At 44.5% G+C, this 16,942-nt stretch carries 15 protein-coding genes; 2 read left to right on the top strand and 13 right to left on the bottom strand.

Annotated elements, in window-relative coordinates:
* Nucleotides 1-111: 111 nt before the first annotated feature.
* Entirely contained in the window at nucleotides 112-414 is a 303-nt protein-coding gene (locus B3F51_RS13415) for a hypothetical protein (RefSeq protein WP_148636456.1), read from the top strand.
* 154 nt (nucleotides 415-568) lie between these two features.
* Here B3F51_RS13415 and B3F51_RS13410 read toward each other — a convergent pair whose 3' ends face one another.
* The 13 genes from B3F51_RS13410 to B3F51_RS13350 form a co-directional block, all read right to left on the bottom strand.
* Nucleotides 569-4,084: a molybdopterin-dependent oxidoreductase gene (locus B3F51_RS13410; protein ID WP_286947576.1), complete on the bottom strand. Its 3,516-nt coding sequence runs from the start codon at nucleotides 4,082-4,084 to the stop codon at nucleotides 569-571.
* Nucleotides 4,085-4,098: 14 nt separating this feature from the next.
* Nucleotides 4,099-5,850 (bottom strand): NADH-quinone oxidoreductase subunit NuoF, encoded by a 1,752-nt coding sequence (locus tag B3F51_RS13405; protein WP_286947574.1) that lies wholly within the window; start codon nucleotides 5,848-5,850, stop codon nucleotides 4,099-4,101.
* Entirely contained in the window at nucleotides 5,847-6,419 is a 573-nt protein-coding gene (gene nuoE, locus B3F51_RS13400) for an NADH-quinone oxidoreductase subunit NuoE (protein ID WP_070371224.1), read from the bottom strand. The genes B3F51_RS13405 and nuoE overlap by 4 nt, the downstream gene beginning before the upstream one ends.
* Before the next feature lie 212 nt (nucleotides 6,420-6,631).
* Nucleotides 6,632-7,129, bottom strand: a complete 498-nt coding sequence (gene ilvN / locus B3F51_RS13395) for an acetolactate synthase small subunit (protein ID WP_070371223.1) — start codon at nucleotides 7,127-7,129, stop codon at nucleotides 6,632-6,634.
* 11 nt (nucleotides 7,130-7,140) lie between these two features.
* Nucleotides 7,141-8,784 carry a biosynthetic-type acetolactate synthase large subunit gene (gene ilvB, locus B3F51_RS13390; RefSeq protein WP_070371237.1) on the bottom strand — a complete coding sequence of 548 codons (1,644 nt, stop codon included), beginning with the start codon at nucleotides 8,782-8,784 and terminating at the stop codon, nucleotides 7,141-7,143.
* Nucleotides 8,785-8,890: 106 nt separating this feature from the next.
* Nucleotides 8,891-10,066: a DUF362 domain-containing protein gene (locus B3F51_RS13385; RefSeq protein ID WP_148636449.1), complete on the bottom strand. Its 1,176-nt coding sequence runs from the start codon at nucleotides 10,064-10,066 to the stop codon at nucleotides 8,891-8,893.
* Nucleotides 10,056-10,895 (bottom strand): CvfB family protein, encoded by an 840-nt coding sequence (locus B3F51_RS13380; RefSeq protein WP_070371221.1) that lies wholly within the window; start codon nucleotides 10,893-10,895, stop codon nucleotides 10,056-10,058. Before B3F51_RS13380 ends, B3F51_RS13385 begins: the two co-directional genes overlap by 11 nt.
* A gap of 73 nt (nucleotides 10,896-10,968) precedes the next feature.
* Nucleotides 10,969-11,415, bottom strand: a complete 447-nt coding sequence (locus B3F51_RS13375; RefSeq protein WP_070371220.1) for a hypothetical protein — start codon at nucleotides 11,413-11,415, stop codon at nucleotides 10,969-10,971.
* Complete coding sequence (gene coaD, locus B3F51_RS13370; protein WP_070371219.1) at nucleotides 11,412-11,909, bottom strand: pantetheine-phosphate adenylyltransferase; 498 nt, start codon at nucleotides 11,907-11,909, stop codon at nucleotides 11,412-11,414. The genes B3F51_RS13375 and coaD overlap by 4 nt, the downstream gene beginning before the upstream one ends.
* Nucleotides 11,872-12,468, bottom strand: coding sequence for a 16S rRNA (guanine(966)-N(2))-methyltransferase RsmD (gene rsmD / locus B3F51_RS13365; RefSeq protein WP_148636448.1), 597 nt, complete (start codon nucleotides 12,466-12,468; stop codon nucleotides 11,872-11,874). The genes coaD and rsmD overlap by 38 nt, the downstream gene beginning before the upstream one ends.
* An 8-nt stretch (nucleotides 12,469-12,476) precedes the next feature.
* Nucleotides 12,477-14,516, bottom strand: coding sequence for an ATP-dependent DNA helicase RecG (recG, locus tag B3F51_RS13360; protein ID WP_286947570.1), 2,040 nt, complete (start codon nucleotides 14,514-14,516; stop codon nucleotides 12,477-12,479).
* Nucleotides 14,517-14,558: 42 nt separating this feature from the next.
* Complete coding sequence (locus tag B3F51_RS13355; protein ID WP_286947569.1) at nucleotides 14,559-16,172, bottom strand: DAK2 domain-containing protein; 1,614 nt, start codon at nucleotides 16,170-16,172, stop codon at nucleotides 14,559-14,561.
* 12 nt (nucleotides 16,173-16,184) lie between these two features.
* Nucleotides 16,185-16,529: an Asp23/Gls24 family envelope stress response protein gene (locus tag B3F51_RS13350; RefSeq protein WP_070371215.1), complete on the bottom strand. Its 345-nt coding sequence runs from the start codon at nucleotides 16,527-16,529 to the stop codon at nucleotides 16,185-16,187.
* A gap of 138 nt (nucleotides 16,530-16,667) precedes the next feature.
* Between B3F51_RS13350 and rpmB the strand changes: the two genes are divergently transcribed.
* Nucleotides 16,668-16,856 (top strand): 50S ribosomal protein L28, encoded by a 189-nt coding sequence (gene rpmB / locus B3F51_RS13345; RefSeq protein WP_084505041.1) that lies wholly within the window; start codon nucleotides 16,668-16,670, stop codon nucleotides 16,854-16,856.
* The last annotated feature ends 86 nt before the right edge of the window (nucleotides 16,857-16,942 follow it).

Here is a 16,942-nt window from a genome sequence, read left to right as displayed (position 1 = left end):
CAATTTAGTTGGTCAAAAACACTAGATCTGCCAACCGATTTCAGCATGGACAGCTGGACAATATCCAATAATTTCACTAAAGTAATATAATTTTTATAGGAGTTGCCAACAATGAAGAAAATTTTAGCCAAAGCCCAGTGTGAAGGATGGACCTATCTTGAACAAGGTCTTGTTTGCGGAAATCGAATGGAGTTTATCAAAAACGAAAAACGAATTGGTATCACCCTTAATCCGGCTACTTATCAATTGACAAATATGTCACCGTCGCAAATGCAAGTTGTAATGAAGGCTGATGCCTTATATTCAGGAAATGATCCCATTGTAGCCAAAATCCGAAACCTATCCTTTGAAGATCAAACCAATCTAACTGGGGTCGCCCGAGAAATATTTTTACTGATTTGTGAAGAAGAATAACACACCAAAAACCGCATTTCTATTTTGCATCTTTTATCTAAAAAGTACCGTTTTGAAACGATCATCAAAACGGTACTTTTAGTTTATCGACAATTTTTAGTTATTTTATTGAGTTCTACGATCTATTCTTTAAAAGCTCATAATAAAAGGGATTTTAATGATTAATCACCTTATTCAGTTCGCCCTGAATCTCATTCATCAAATAATCAGTATAGGGGATTTCCGTAAAGAGACGTCCTTCCTGATAGGGTTTAAGGGCGGTTTCACCGGTTTCGGTTTGCAGGCCGTTGAGCAGTTCACCGACGCCCACATTTCTGAAGGCATCATGAGTTTCCCCAATGGCTTTTAAAATCTTGCCCGGACAGGCGGATCCCAGATCGGTTGAGAGAATATCCGCGATGGCCTGAGCCATTTTCAGATTACTCAGTTCCAGGGGATTGTCCACAGCTTTTTTTACTTTTAGTAACCGTCCTTCGGTATTGACAAAGGTGCCACTCACTTCCGGGAAGGCCAGGGCTGGCAGCACCACGTCAGCTTTCTGAGCGGCATCTGTCAGATGAGTATCCTGCACCATTAAAAAGTCATAGCCACTTAAGTCAGCATTGGGATCTTCACCAAAAAGCAGCAGCGCTTTGGCATCGGCCAGAACTTCCGGGGTATTGGTCACCCCAAGGGCAGTGAGTCCCCGGCTGTTGTTCTTAACAGCCACTCTGAAGATACCGCTGCGTCTGCCGTCTGTTTTGCCCAATAGCGCCAGTATATCGCCGACCAAAGCGGATGCTTCTTCCGTGATATACTTATCACCCAGTACCACCACCAGGTTTTTGGCATTGACCAGACCTTCGCCGATAATCTGGGTTTCGTCACCGATGTCAAAGTCTTCCAGGGATGCTTTTAACTGCTCCAGATTGTTGAGATCAGTGTTGATGGTTCCGTTTTCCAGCACATACTTGGTAATTTCTCCCAAAAACTCCAGATCCTCGCATTCGGTGATAAACTCATCGGCGATGTGATCATAACCGCTTTCCAGATGGTTGATGACAAAAATACTGGCGCCGTTTTTTGATGCCTGGGTGAGCTTATACTTGACAATCGGGTTGTTGACCGGCAGCATACCCAGGACCAGAATGGTATCGGCGGTCACAATGGCGTTCATATCCCGGATCTGATAATCACTCTTGAGAACGTCTTTCGCACCATCATGACGGTTGCTGAAACTGAAGGTTTCCGCCCGGAGCACTGCCGCCAGCCGGGTGAAGGTATGGATTTCTTCGTTGGTATATTTGGGTGAAATCCCCATCTTCACAGCATTAGCACCATAGCGGGCGGCAATACTCTGGGATTTTTTGGCAATGGCAACCAGGGCATCATACCAGGTGGCTTCGATAAGCTCGCCTTGTTTGTTGCGAATCAGCGGGGTGGTGATGCGATCGCCCCACTGCACCAGGTTGGTGCCGAAGCGGCCCCGACCGCACATGACCCCCTGGTTGATCTCCTGATGGTTTTTCCGGGGAATCGCTTTAATAATGGTATCACCCTTGGATTCAATAATAATCTGGCAACCGGCAGAGCAGTAACCGCATGTGGATTCGGTTTTATCGGTATCCAGCGGGATCTGTTTAATGCCAGTGAGACCTTCTCTTAAGGCGCCGGTGGGACAGACCGAGATACACAGGCCGCAGCTGACACAGCCGGTGTCTTTTAGTGGTTGGCGCAGGGCTGGTTCGACAATGGTTTCAAAGCCCCGATCAACCAGACCCAGAGCCTGGACGCCGACGATTTCATCGCAGACCCGGACGCAGAGACCACAGGTGATGCACTTGCTGTTATCCCGGATGACAAAGGGGTGGTCATCCTGAATTTTTGCTTCCGGATTCTTTCCTTTGAAGCGGTCGGGTTTGACCGCATATTCGTTGGCATAGGCCACCAGCTTACACTCAAAATAATCCTGGCATCCGCACTCGAGGCACCGTTTGGCTTCTTCCACGGCCTGGAGCGGGGTATAGCCTTCGACGACTTCGAGGAAGTTGTCGTTGCGTTCTTCCGGTGCCAGATGAGTCATTGCCGGCCGTTTGTTTTTCTTGATGCTTTCGAGGTAATCCTGATCGACGACTTCCCGGGTAACATAATAGGGTTCATGGTAGGCAATGGTTTCACCGTTTAAGTAGCCTTCAATAAAGGGCACGGCTTTTTTGGCATCGCCAACGGCTTTGATGACAATGGAAGCGCCGCTGTTGATGCAGTCACCACCGGCAAAAACGCCCTCCAGATTGGTGCGGAAGGTCTGTTCATCGGCCAGCACGGTATTCCATTTGGTCAGCGTCAGGCCATTTTCGCCGCCAATCCCATCCGGGTTGATGCCCTGGCCAATGGCCAGAATCAGGGTATCAATGTCGAGAATCTCTTCTTCGCCGGGAATCGGGATCGGGCTGCGGCGGCCGCTGGCATCGGGCTCGCCAAGGGCCATTTTCTGAAGCCGGATTTTAACAATCTGGCCGTCATCGCCTTTGATGACTTCAATGGGGTTGGTCAGATTTTTAAAGATCACCCCTTCTTCTTCGGCTTCGATGATCTCGATTGCTTCGGCCGGCATTTCGGCTTTGGTGCGGCGGTAGATATTATAGACTTCCTTGGCGCCTAAACGGATGGCAGTCCGGCAGGCATCCATGGCGGTGTTGCCGCCGCCGACAATGGCGACTTTTTTACCGAGAACGATGGGTTCGTTATTGGCCACCTGCCGCAGCAGTTCAATTCCGCCGATGACACCGGTAGCGTCGATACCTTCGCATCTTAGTCCGGAACTGGTCCAGGCGCCTAATGCGACGTAGACGGCGTCATGGCTGTTGCGGATGGTGTCAAAGGGGATATCGGTACCGACCCGGGTGTTGTTTTTAAAGACCACCCCCATGTCTTCAATCAGTCCCACTTCTTCGTCAACCACGCCTTTGGGCAGTCGGTATTCAGGAATCCCGTAACGCAGCATCCCACCCATTTTGGGCATGGCGTCATAAATGGTCACGGCATGACCGGACTGAATCAGGTAATAGGCAGCGGTGAGTCCGCCGGGGCCGCCGCCGATAATCCCGATGGATTTTCCAGTGTCTTTGGCAATTTCCGGTACAAACATCGCATGGGTCATATCAAAGTCAGAGGCAAAACGTTTGAGCCAGGCAATCGAGATGGGCTCATCGACTTCCCCCCGGCGACAGGCGGTTTCACAGGGGTGGGGGCAGACCCGGCCAATGGCTCCGGGCAAGGGTAATTGTTCTTTGATCAGTTTTAAAGCTTCGGAAAATTCGCCGTTGGCAATTAGGCCGACGTAACCCTGACAGTCGGTGGTGCCGGGACAGGCTCGTTTACAGGGGGCAACGCAGTCGCCGATGTGTTTAGATAATAGCAGTTCCAGATTGGTTTTGCGGGATTCAATAACCCGGGGAGTCCGGGTGCTCACCACCATGTTGTCGCTGATTTCAGTGGCGCAGGCTTTCAGGATTTTGGGAATCCCCTGGACTTCCACCACACAGAGTCCGCAGGATCCGAAGATGTCCAGACGTTCGTCATAGCACAGGGTGGGAATATCAATTGCATTTTCCCGGGCGACGTCTAAAATGGTTTGTCCGGGAATGCCGGTGACTTCTTTTCCATCGATGTTCAGTTTAAATTTTTTCATTCTCCCACTCCTTTCTAGTCGATGATGACGGAATCAAATTTACAGACCGTATAACATTTGCCGCACTTGATACAAAGTTCCTGATTAATCTCATGGACTTTTTTCTTTTCGCCGGTAATGGCGTCTACCGGACAGTTCTTCTTACAGGCACCGCAGCCCACACATTTTTCAGGATCAATGGTGTAGGTCAGAAGCGGCTTGCAGCTTTTGGCGGTACATTTATGATGGTAAATATGATCCTCATATTCGTTCCGGAAATATTTGATGGTGGTCAGTACCGGGTTGGGAGCGGTCTGACCGAGGCCGCACAGGGAACCGTCTTTGATCTTGTAACAGAGTTCTTCAAGCAGTTCGATGTCGCCGTCTCTTCCTTCACCTGCTGTAATCCGGTTGAGGATTTCCAGCATCCGGGTGGTACCCACCCGACAGTAGGTACATTTGCCGCAGGATTCTTTACAGGTAAAATCGAGGAAGAATCGGGCCATGTCCACCATACAGGTGGTTTCGTCCATGACCACCATCCCGCCGGAGCCCATGATGGCACCAGTTTTGGTGATTTCAGCGTAGTCGATCTGGGTATCGAGTAAACTGGCGGGGATACATCCGCCGGAGGGCCCCCCCATTTGCACGGCTTTAAAGGCTTTATCCTGTTTAATTCCACCACCGATATCAAAAATAACATCTCTTAAGGTCAATCCCATGGGGATCTCCACCAGACCGCCTTTTCTGACCTTGCCGGTCAGGGCGAAAACTTTGGTGCCTTTGCTCTCTCTGGTGCCCAGAGCGGCATAGGCGTCGCCGCCGTTACGGAAGATCCAGGGCACATTGGCAAAAGTTTCGACGTTGTTGATGTTGGTGGGTTTGTTCCAGTAGCCTTTCTGGGCCGGAAAGGGTGGTTTTAAACGGGGCATGCCCCGTTCCCCTTCCAGTGAGGCGATCAGGGCGGTTTCTTCGCCGCAGACAAAGGCGCCAGCGCCAGCTTTGATCCGCAGGTCGAAGTCGAACCCGGTGTCGAAGATATTTAAGCCGAGATAGCCTTTTTCCCGGGCCTGGTCGATGGCCTTCTGCAAACGGACAATGGCCAGGGGATATTCGGCCCGGACGTAAACAACGCCTTCGCTGGCACCGATGGCTTTGGCCCCGATTAACATCCCTTCAATCAAAGCATGGGGATCGCTTTCAAGCACGGACCGATCCATAAAGGCGCCGGGGTCGCCTTCATCGGCGTTACAGACCATATATTTGGTGGTTCCGGGGGATTTCCGGGCGGCGTCCCATTTGAACCAGGTGGGGAAACCGGCCCCGCCCCGGCCCTTTAAACCGGCAATCTTGACGGTTTCGATGATGGCTTCCGGGGTCAGCTCGGTCAGACATTTCCGGGCGGCCAGGTAGCCGTCAACGGCCAGATAGTCGTCAATCCGTTCGGGATCGATGATCCCGGAGTTGCGCAGCACAATCCGTTTCTGTTTGCCAATCATGGTCAGGTCATCCTGAGAGATCTGTAAATCCGTCAGTTCTTTTTGGGCAACCACGTAGTTGTCAATAATCCGCCGGGCATCGTCGGTGGTGACGTTGACAAAGGTCACCTTGTTGCCAGCATCGTCAACCACGTCAACAATGGGTTCCAGGTAACAGGTGCCGATACATCCGGTTTGTTCAACGGACAGCTCCAGACCCTTTTCGGCGATGATGGTTTCAAATGCGCTCTGTACCTTGTGGGCGCCGGCGGCAATGCCGCAGCTGCCTGATCCGATAATAATTTTCATGCCGTCACCTCCTGGATGCTGGTCTCTGAATCAGTCCCTTCATTACTGGCTTTTTCTTTTAACTCAGCCAGAATATGAGTGGCCTTTTCTTTGGTCAGCTGACCATAGGTATCGTCGTTGATCATCATTACAGGAGATAAACTGCAACACCCCAGACAGGCCACGTTGTTCAGGGTAAACAGACCATCGGCGGTGGTTTCGCCTTCCTTAATCTTGAGATAGTCCATCACCGCTTCTTCCACCAGTTTGGAGCCGTTGACATGACAGGCAGTCCCCTGACACAGCATGATCAGGTATTTCCCGACCGGCTCGAAACGGAACTGGGTGTAAAAGGTGGCCACCCCGTAAACCTTGGCAATACTTATGTGGGTTTCGGCTGCGATATGACGCATCAGCTCCACCGATAAAAAACCATAAAGTTCCTGAGCTTTTTGTAGGATCGAAATCAGACTTCCGGGAATATCAGCATAACGATCCAACACTGGGTTTAGTTCAGTGAAGGGATTTGTTTTTTCCCCGTGACAGCCGCATCCACAATTATGCTCATGTTCGTTTATTTCATGACTCATATAATAAACTCCTTTCAAATTCGGCTAATGAATTATTTCAGTAATTGATAGTCTTCATAATTATACACTTTTTGACAAGTAAAAAATTGTATATTTTTTCATAATTTAAGTAAAAAAACAAAAAAAACAAAAGAACCAGAACGGTTACGAACCGCTGAAATTAATTCCAGCGGTTCGATAGCATGTTTTGTTCATAATTATTATGATTTTTATTAATGGGATAATATTTTCCCGCCCCGTTGTAAACCGGTATCACCAGATCGGACAAATTCTAAAATCCCATAGGGTTCAACCATTTCAAAAAAGCCTTCGATTTTATAGCGGGTGCCGGTAATTTCAATAACCAAACTTTCTCTGGCAACATCGACGATATTAGCCCGGAACATATTGGCAATTTCGACAATTTGAGATCGGGTCGTGTCATCAGCCTTCACCTTAATAAAAACCAACTCTCTGATAATGGCTTCATCCGGTTTTAGCTCAATAACGGTAATTACATCAATGAGTTTGTTTAATTGCTTTTTAATTTGGGTTAAAATTTGATCATCTCCGGTCACCGTAATGGTAATCCGGGAAAGTTCAGCATTTTCGGTGGTTCCGACTGTTAGACTGTCAATATTATAACCACGTCTCGCAAAGAGACCTGAAATGCGGCTTAAGACACCAAAATTATTTTCTACCAATAATGATAAACAGGTTTTTTTCTCCATTGTCACTCTCCCTATATCCTTATGAAATCAGGATGAACCTGACATTGAATCAAGGTTGGACCCTGATGCTTGATTACTTCCGGGAGCACCTTGTTAAAGTCAGCGTTTTTATCAACCTTAAAACTTTTGATGCCATAGGCTTCGGCCAGTTTCATAAAATCAATATCGAAATTAATATCCGTTCCACTATAATGACCTTTACCATAGTTATCAAACTGCAGCTGTCGCACCATTCCCAACTTTGTATTGGTAATCAGAATAATATTGACATTCAGCTGATGTTCGGCTATTACTCCCAGTTCACCCATACTCATCTGGAAACTGCCATCTCCACAGACGATAAATATTTCCTTAGGTTTGTCCAAGGTTGCAAAAGCGGCGCCGCAGGCAGCCGGGATACTATAGCCCATGGTTCCCAACCCACCAGAAGTATAGTATCTGCGGTTTTTAATAATCCGATAATACAGAGCAGACCAGATTTGGTTAAGTCCGACGTCACCCACTACCGTAGCATTATCTGAAGTCATTTCCGACATATCTTTAAACAAAATCTTCGGGTTAATCAAATCGCTACATGGCGGATCAGCATCGTAAACCAGCGGGTTCTCGCTGCGAATTGTTTCAATTTCAGCCAACCAACCAGCATGGTCACCAACGGTATCCTTTTGTACCAGTTCGGATAATACCGTTTTGGCATCTCCGACAATCGGGATATTTGTTTCCATATTTTTTCCAATTTCTGCCGGGTCGATATCAATATGAACAAAATCAGTATCCTTTTCAAATTTTGTCAACTGCGATGTCGCGCGATTCGACATTCGTGCCCCAATATTGATGATTAAATCGGCACCATTCATTACCACATTGGAATACTTATAGCCGTGGCTACCAACGATTCCGCAATATAACGGATGATCTTCTGGAAACCCACCAATCCCCATTAGCGAAGTAATTACGGGTATATTGTTCTTTTCTGCAAAGGCTAGTAATTCTGTTTGTGCATTTCCCAGAACAACGCCACCACCAGCATAAATAACCGGCTTTGTCGCTTCTTTTATCTTTTTTATTGCCCGCTTAATTTGTCCACTGTGACCATTGAGATTCGGCTTGTACCCCATAATGTCAATTTTGTCATAGGTGAGTCCGGTTTTGACATTCTCCAGTTGAACATCTCGGGGAATATCGATGAGAACCGGTCCTGGTCGGCCTGTCGAAGCAATATGAAAAGCCTCTCGAATGATTCTGGGGATATCCGCAGCATTTTGAACCAAATAACTATGTTTTGTAAAGGGAGCGGTTGCACCGGTGATATCTGCCTCCTGGAAGGCATCTGTTCCGATGAGGGCCCGATCCACTTGACCGGTAATGGCAACAATGGGAATCGAATCAAGGTAAGCGGTTGCAATACCGGTTACTAAATTGGTTGCCCCAGGACCTGATGTTGCCAAACATACACCGACACGCCCAGATTCTCTGGCATATCCACTCGCATAATGCGGCGCTGTCTGTTCGTTTCGCACTAAAATATGTTTGATTGGAGATGTTCTAAATGCTTCATAGAGAGGCAGGAGGGCACCTCCGGGATAACCAAACACAAACTCAACATTTTCTCGTTCAAGACATTTTAAAATTAATTTTGATGCTAACAGTGGAATCACTCCCTTTTTAAGTATTTCCGATTATCTTATTAAAATTTAGACATTTTGTCAATGTCTTTTTTCTCACATGAAGAAAATATTTTTGTATGAACGTATCGATACATTAATTATTTTTATAAATGGTCATCTTTCCCAATAACGGGGTTTTAACAGAAATAGCGCCTACCGGACACATTTCCTGACAGCAATAGCAACGAATGCAGCGATTATAAAAATATAAAGGATATTTTCTGCGCTTTCGCTCCACAATCCGGATGGCTTTTTTCTCAACCGGACAACTCGCTTCACAAATCCCACAACCGATGCATTTTTCTTTATCAACGACTGGCTTTTGTATGATGAAATCCTGAATCGGCTTTAATACCGAAAGGGTCGAAGGCTCTCCTTCACTGACAGGAATCCGAACTACATCGAATTCAGGATTGTAAAACTGTTCAAATGGTTCTCCCAGAATTTCAATATTTTCTTCACTCCAATATCCCAGTTCCATTTCTTCTCCATAAGTAATGGTCGGTATATAGGTCGGATCGAGATTAATCATTCTGGCAAAAGTCGCATCCAGGGCCACTGGGTCGTCTGATACCAGCAATACCTTCATTGGCACTGGATTACCCGAGGCCGGTCCATTTCCCTCCATTGCAACAATTCCATCCATAACAAAAAGTCGTAATTTGGGAATCAGATACCGGTTTAAATCCACCAGCATTTTTGAAAAACTTTGGACATTCGGATAGTGTGCATGTGACATGCCTTTGTTTAAACCATATACGCAGCCGAATTGATTTTTGATAGCCCCAGTAATCCGGGTTAACCCATGCGTCTTCATTTTCGGAAGGCTAATGATTGCATCACTTTCCAAAACACCCTGGGCGATTTCAAATTTCTTAGTTCCGATACCCAGCAAAAAATCCATTTGCTGTCCATGACTAAATTCTTTTAATGGTATTTCATAATTTGCTGCGATAGCGGCGAGACCACTCTCTTTCGCTGCCCCCCCGGGAGCGCCGAAACCAGGTGAATCACCAAAGGAAATGCGGTTACAATTTGCTTCTTTGAGTAGTCGGATCATTGCTTCAAATACCGCCGGATGGGTGGTTATAGCAGCATCCGGGGTTTTTCCTCTTAGTAAATTGGGTTTGAGTAAAATCCGCTCCTGTTCGTTTACAAATTGTCCGATTCCGCCGAGAAGTTCAATGGCAGCTTTCAGTTTTTCATAAACCAGTTCGTTATCATAGGATTCGCAGCCCATAATAACAACCCGGGATTTTTTATTTTCCATTTTTCTCAATGCCTCTTTCCGTTATTTTGATTTTTTTCTCTTTTAATAATTTACCCACTGCGCGTTTAAAAGAACTCTTACTCATATTAAATTCTTTTTTTATTAGATACGCATCGGTTTTATCATTATACGGTAAGAAACCTTGACTTTCATTTAATTTTGTGAGAATGGCAACAGCATCTTTTGGAATTTCTTTATAGGCTTTTTTATTGGGGCTCAAAACCAGCTTTCCGTCATTTCGAATTTCAGAAACGCGGGCGTGAACTTTTTCCCCGCAATGAATGTCTGAGTTTGCATCCTTTATTAATATCAGCCCATGATATAAATTATCGATGGCCACAAAGGCGCCTATTTCTGGATTGATCTGATAAACATAGCCTTCAATCCAATCGCCTACCTTGTAAGGTGCATCAACTTTCAGTAGCGGATAAATTTTCATCGTTGCACATAAGCGATCACTTTTATCGGTATACAGATTAACCAGATAATCCCGGCCTTTTTGAACCTTGACCGTTTGCTCATTGTATGGCAATAACAGATCTTTTTCCAGACCCCAATCCAGAAAAGCGCCAACTTTGGTAATATCTGCGACCTTAAGTGCTGCGAATTCACCTATTTGAATCTTGGGTTCCCGGGTTGTCGATATCAGCCGATCCTTTGAATCCCGGTAGATAAATACATCGATCTGATCCCCAGCCCGGCTGTTCTTTGGCACTTCTTTTTCTGGCAGCAAGACGACATCCGTTGTATCAAATCCATCTGAAAGATATGCTCCAATGGGTGTTATCCGTTCGATGGTCAATGTTTGTACTTTTCCTATTTCTATCATTTTCTTTACCTCATTTATTTAGTAGCCAGGCACAAAAAAGGCCGTGTTCATCACACAACCCTTGCCTTGCCAATTATTTCATGTTTTTTAATTCTCGTCGATTCTGTTCAATTTGATCGTTCATTTCTTTTAACTGTATCTGAAAACTATAAAGCAGTTTGTCAGCATAGTTTTGTGTTCCAGTTTTTAAAGCCTTTGCACTCATATTCGCATTTCTCATAATTTCATTGGCATTGGCTGTCGCTGTTTTCGTTATCTCATTCGTATCAATCAATTCTCTTAATCTTTTTTCAGCCTCCGCTTTAATATGATCCGCTTCACTTTGGGCTGCAAAAATAATCTTTTTACGCTCTGCTACGATTTTTTTTGCCTCTGCCAATTCTTCTGGCAATGAATCTCTTATTTCATCAATAATCTCTATTACTTCTTCAGGATTTACTAACGCTTTAGATGAAAAGGGAAGCGTGTTTCCTTTTTCCACGACTTCTTCTAATTCTGCTAATAAGTCAAGTACCCTCATTTCATACATCCTTCCTCATACTTCTTTTGTATCGCTTTTTCAACGTTTTGGGGGAGAAAATCGGACACGTCTCCCTGATATTTAACAAGTTCTTTTACTAAAGTCGAGCTTAAATATGAATGCTTATTGCTCGTTATCATAAAAAAAGTTTCAATCTCATTATCAAGATGCTTATTGGTCAATGCCATTTGAAATTCATATTCAAAATCCAAAAAAGCCCGAAGCCCCTTGACAATAATATTGGTGTTTCGCATTCTGACATAATCAATCAAGAGCCCATCATAGAAATCAACCTCAACGTTTTCGATGCCGTCAAGACAATCTTTAATTAGCGCCACCCGCTCCTCACAGTTAAAAAGATAGTTTTTGCTGCTGTTAATCATCACACAAACTATCACTTTATCAAATATTTTTGTAGCTCGTTCAATCATGTCGAGATGACCTTTGGTTATGGGATCAAAACTCCCGGGGTAAACTGCAATTTTTGTGCTCATAATTCTCCCTAGAATAATAACTAATTGTCGTGATACCGTATTTTTTTGACTTGTAACACGTCAACTTATTTTTTACTAATGGCATTATAACAGATTTTTCTGTTTCAATCACTAATTTTCCTTTTTCAGAAAGAATTTCTTTTTCAGAGATCATTTCCAGCAAGTGATAAATCTCATCAACCTGACAATACGGTGGATCCACAAAGATAATGTCGCACAGAATCTTATTCCGCGCCAGCATTTCCACCCCACTTTGTGCCGACTGATTAAAGACCCGGGCACGCTTCTCATATCCCAGCAACTGAATATTTTTTGATGTTATTTGTATGCTCTCACTGGAGAGATCAAAAAAGTACGCCGACTCCACACCCCGGCTCAGTGCTTCCAGGCCCATCGCCCCCGTGCCCGAAAACAAGTCAATAAAAACCGCCGCCTCCCGCACCTCATTCTGAAGACTGTTAAAAACGGCCCCTTTGATTTTGTCAGCTGTTGGTCTAATTCTGTCCCCACTGATGGTTGTTAATTTCTTACCGCGTTTTTCACCGGCAATTATTCGCATTTTGCCTCCTAAGTTAATGATATATCTGCTATATCAATGTAAAATGACTTCAGCACGTCGTTTTTAAATGTCATCATTTCCTGATTGTGGGATTCAAAAATGACCTCAGCAATTTCCTTGGTTCGCTTTATCAGGGCCAATTCTTCAGTGGGATTAAGCAAGCCGAGTTTTGGCAAGCCATGCTGTTTAAATCCAAAATAGTCACCCGGCCCTCTTAACTTGAAATCTTCATCCGCAATCTTTCGGCCGTTGCGATTATTGACAATCACCTTCATTCGGGCCAATGTATCGTCGCTTTTAGAATTGGTAACCAGAAAACAATACGACTGATGATTTCCGCGTCCCACCCGGCCCCGCAGCTGATGAAGCTGAGATAATCCAAATCGTTCAGCACTGAGAATCACCATTGTGCTGACATTAGGAACATCGATGCCAACCTCGATAATACTGGTTGCCACCAGACAATCAATCCTGCCCTGGTTGAATGCCTGAATGATTGATTCTTTTTCTTCGCTTTTGAGACGACCGTGGAGGCATGCCATCCGATATTTGGGATCAATTTTTTGCAGTAATTCCAAATATACAGACTCTGTATCCCGAACTGCTTCCAGTTCTTCCGAAGCCTCAATAAAAGGGCATATCACAAAAGACTGCCGTCCCTTTGACATTTCGTCCTGAACAAAACCCAGGATCTTATGCAGGGATGCTTCATTATAACAGTAAGTCTTGATCGGTTTCCGTCCTTTTGGAAGCTCATCAATGTAAGATACCGATAAATCGCCGTAGAGGATCAACGCCAATGTCCGAGGGATCGGCGTCGCACTCATAACCATGGTGTGGGGTTGGTTACCCTTTGATGATAACTGACTCCGCTGTTTAACCCCAAAACGATGCTGTTCATCCGTGATTACCAGCCCCAGATTGTAATACGCCACCGATTGCTGAATCAGAGCATGGGTACCGATGATCACCGACACCTGACCTAGAGCAACCTGTTTTAGTATTTCACGTCTTTCTTTGGCTTTGAGACTACCAGTAACCACTGCCACGGTTACACCGGTATTTTTTAACAGTTCCTTAAAGCTGCGCCCATGCTGCTGTGCCAATATTTCGGTGGGCGCCATATAAGCCGTCTGGTAACCATTTTGCGCCATCAGACAGGCAGCGATCACAGCAATTACTGTTTTTCCGGAGCCGACATCCCCCTGAACCAGCCGATTCATCACCTGACCATTCTTTAAATCGGCAACCATATCGTCGATTACCAAACGCTGGCTGGCAGTCAAATCGTATGGCAAGCTGTTTACAAATGGTTCCAAACCGGTAAACAGATTAATATCAATTTCTGAATATCTTTTTTCCCTGGCACTGGACATGATCCCCATGTTTATTTTCAAGGCCTCATTGAATTTGAGTCGTTGAATTCCTAAAATGACATCTTCTGCCTTGTCAGGAAAATGAATTGCTTTTAATGCGCTCTTCATATCAAGTAGATTTTCCCCAGAACGGATCACTTCCGGCATTGATTCAGGAATCTCCAGGCTTTCACAAAAGATCTGTTTTAATGTTTTCGGGATAAAACTCCCAGGAATTCCCTGAATATTCCGGTACACAGGTGTCAGTTCAAAAAAATCACCGGGATTACTGGCCTTCACAAATTGAGGATTGGTGATCTTTGTACCCCCATAGGCTTTTTTAATCCGGCCATAGAAATAATAGTCCTGATTCTCCTGAAAGGTATGTTTCAAATAGGGTTGGTTGAAAAATACCGCCGACAGTTTTTTATTCTCCCATAGCAATGGTACCGAAAAAATCGAAAGATTTCCCCGAATCCGCTGAACCCGGCCCGTATCTAAAACCGTCGCTTTGAGAGAAATTTCCTGATCCTCAAAAAAGTGTTCCGGGTCCCCAAAAACGCTACGGTCAATATATTTTTGGGGATAATAAGACAAAAGATTACCTACCGTCTTGATTCCAACCTTTGCCAGTGCTTCGCTCCGCTTGGGTCCCACCCCTTTAACTTTATCCAGCGAATCTTCCCATTTCATGGCTTTTCCTCGTGATACTTTATAAATAATTGCGAATTGATATTACTCCACCGAGACAATATAATAATATAGTGGTTGCCCACCATAATGCATTTCCACATCACATTCCTCGAAACTGTCTGCCAGCTCAGCAGCCAGGATGTGGGCATCTTCTTCCGAAACATCCTTTCCATAGTAAATTGATATCAGCTCACTTTCCTCATCAACCATATCGCTTAGCAGTTCTTCAGTGACTTCTTTAATACTCTTTCCTGTAAATTTGATTTCCCCTCCGGTTATCCCAATTACATTTGATTTTTTTATTTTAAGACCATTAATTTTGGTGTCTCTGACAGCATAAGTGACTTCTCCGGTCACCACATGATTAATGGCTTCCGACATGGTTGCAGCATTCTCTTGCGGACTTGTCTCTGGCGAAAATGCCAGCATGGCAGCGATGCATTGAGGAATATTTTTAGCGGCAATTACGTGAACCTGTTTATCTGAAATTTCACTGGCCTGCTTAGCCGCCATAATAATATTGCTGTTGTTGGGGAAAATAAAAATGGTTTCAGCATTTAATTTATCCACTTCATTCAAAAAATCCTGAGTACTGGGATTCATCGTCTGACCTCCTGAAATTACCCGGGTCACACCAAGATCTTTGAATATTTTAGTTAATCCATCACCCGGAGAAACAGCGATAAAACCATAGGGTATCTGTGCTTCATCCGGTTTGCTTCCCTTGGCGGCAAACTGCTCGCGCATGTTATCAATTTTAATCCGAATCAGGCTTCCAAGACTGCCCGCCCGTTCCAATGCAAGACCTGGGTTATCCGTGTGTAAGTGAACCTTGATGATGGCATCATCCTTAACAACAACCACGCTGTCACCAAGTGTATTCAGATATGCTCTCAAATCGCTTTCATCTATTTCTGCAGCTCCCTGGATAATAAACTCTGTGCAATAACCGAATGTAATATCTTCCGGCTTCATGTGGGAGTCATCCACAAACTTATCCAGATTGCTTGGCTTGATCTCCAGTTCCACACCCAATTCTTCGTTTAGAAGTGCCTTGAGAGCACCTTCGACAATACAAATCAGCCCTTGGCCGCCAGCATCAACGACACCAGCTTCTTTTAACACTGGAAGCATATCCGGAGTTTTATCCAGAGTAACCCGACCATGATGAATAACATCTGCGATAAAGCTTTCCAAGTTGTCATAAGCTTCGTTTTTCGCCATGGCGAACTCACCCATTTCCCGGGCTACGGTGAGAATTGTCCCTTCCGTGGGTTTCATTACCGCCTTATAGGCCACATCAGCCGCCAACTTTAAAGCCCCCGCCAATGAAACAATATCCAGATCTTCCTGGGTTTTACAACCTTCAGCAAAACCTCTTAGCAACTGCGAGAGGATAACACCCGAATTTCCCCGAGCCCCAATTAAAGCCCCCGATGAAGCCGATTTGGCTACACTGTAGACATTCACTTTTTCAATCTTGTCAAACTCTGAAACAGAATGATTAAAGGTAAGTGACATATTGGTTCCTGTATCGCCATCCGGCACTGGAAATACATTGAGTTCATCAACAATTCGTTTATTTATTTCAAGATTTTTCGCCCCATAACGAAACATTTTTATGAGCATTTCACCGTCTATTGTCTGGGTTTTCATTCTGTCCTCCATTTACACACGCACGCTTACAACATTTACAGAAATGCGTTTGACTTTTAAACCGGTTTCTTTTTCCACCCGATATTTTACATTAGATATGATGTTTTCAGCAACAACTGAAATTTTAATGGCATACTCCACAATAACATAAAGATCAATCACTAATCGATCATCTTCGATGATTACACCAACACCTTTGTTCGCCTGGTCACCTGAGAGAATCTCAATCAAACCATCTTTTCCCCGTTTATGAGCCATCCCCACCAGACCATAGCATTCCATGGCTGCGTTTCCAGCGATATCCGCAATTGCTTTTCGGGTAATATCAATATATCCTAACTCATTATTTATTTTCATCGAATTGCTCCTTCTATTATTATCTCTCTATTTTACATAATAATTCGACTTAAGTCAAAATTTCTATTGCATTATTTTTAATTTTTATGATATAATACACCTTGTTTTATAAAAGGTAAGCGTAAGGGAGGTTATGTCATGGCTAAAGAATGTTTTGTATGTAAAAAAACCGTTGTAAGTGGCAACCAGGTTAGTCATTCAAATAAACACAATAAACGAGTTTGGAAACCCAATTTACAAAGAGTAAAAGTTGTAATTGAAGGCACACCACAACGAATTAGTGTTTGTACACGTTGTCTGAGATCCGGTAAAGTCGAAAGAGCCTAGTCTCTTATTTCTTCGGAACCATTGTTCAAGAGTCTTTACAGACTCTTTTTTCTTGTGTCAAAACAATATGCCAGACAGGTTTTTGC

This window comes from Acetobacterium sp. UBA5834 (assembly GCF_002435675.1).
Lineage (GTDB): Bacteria > Bacillota > Clostridia > Eubacteriales > Eubacteriaceae > Acetobacterium > Acetobacterium wieringae.
Note: the sequence above shows the minus strand (reverse complement) of the source record. Positions and strands in the feature narration are given on the sequence as shown.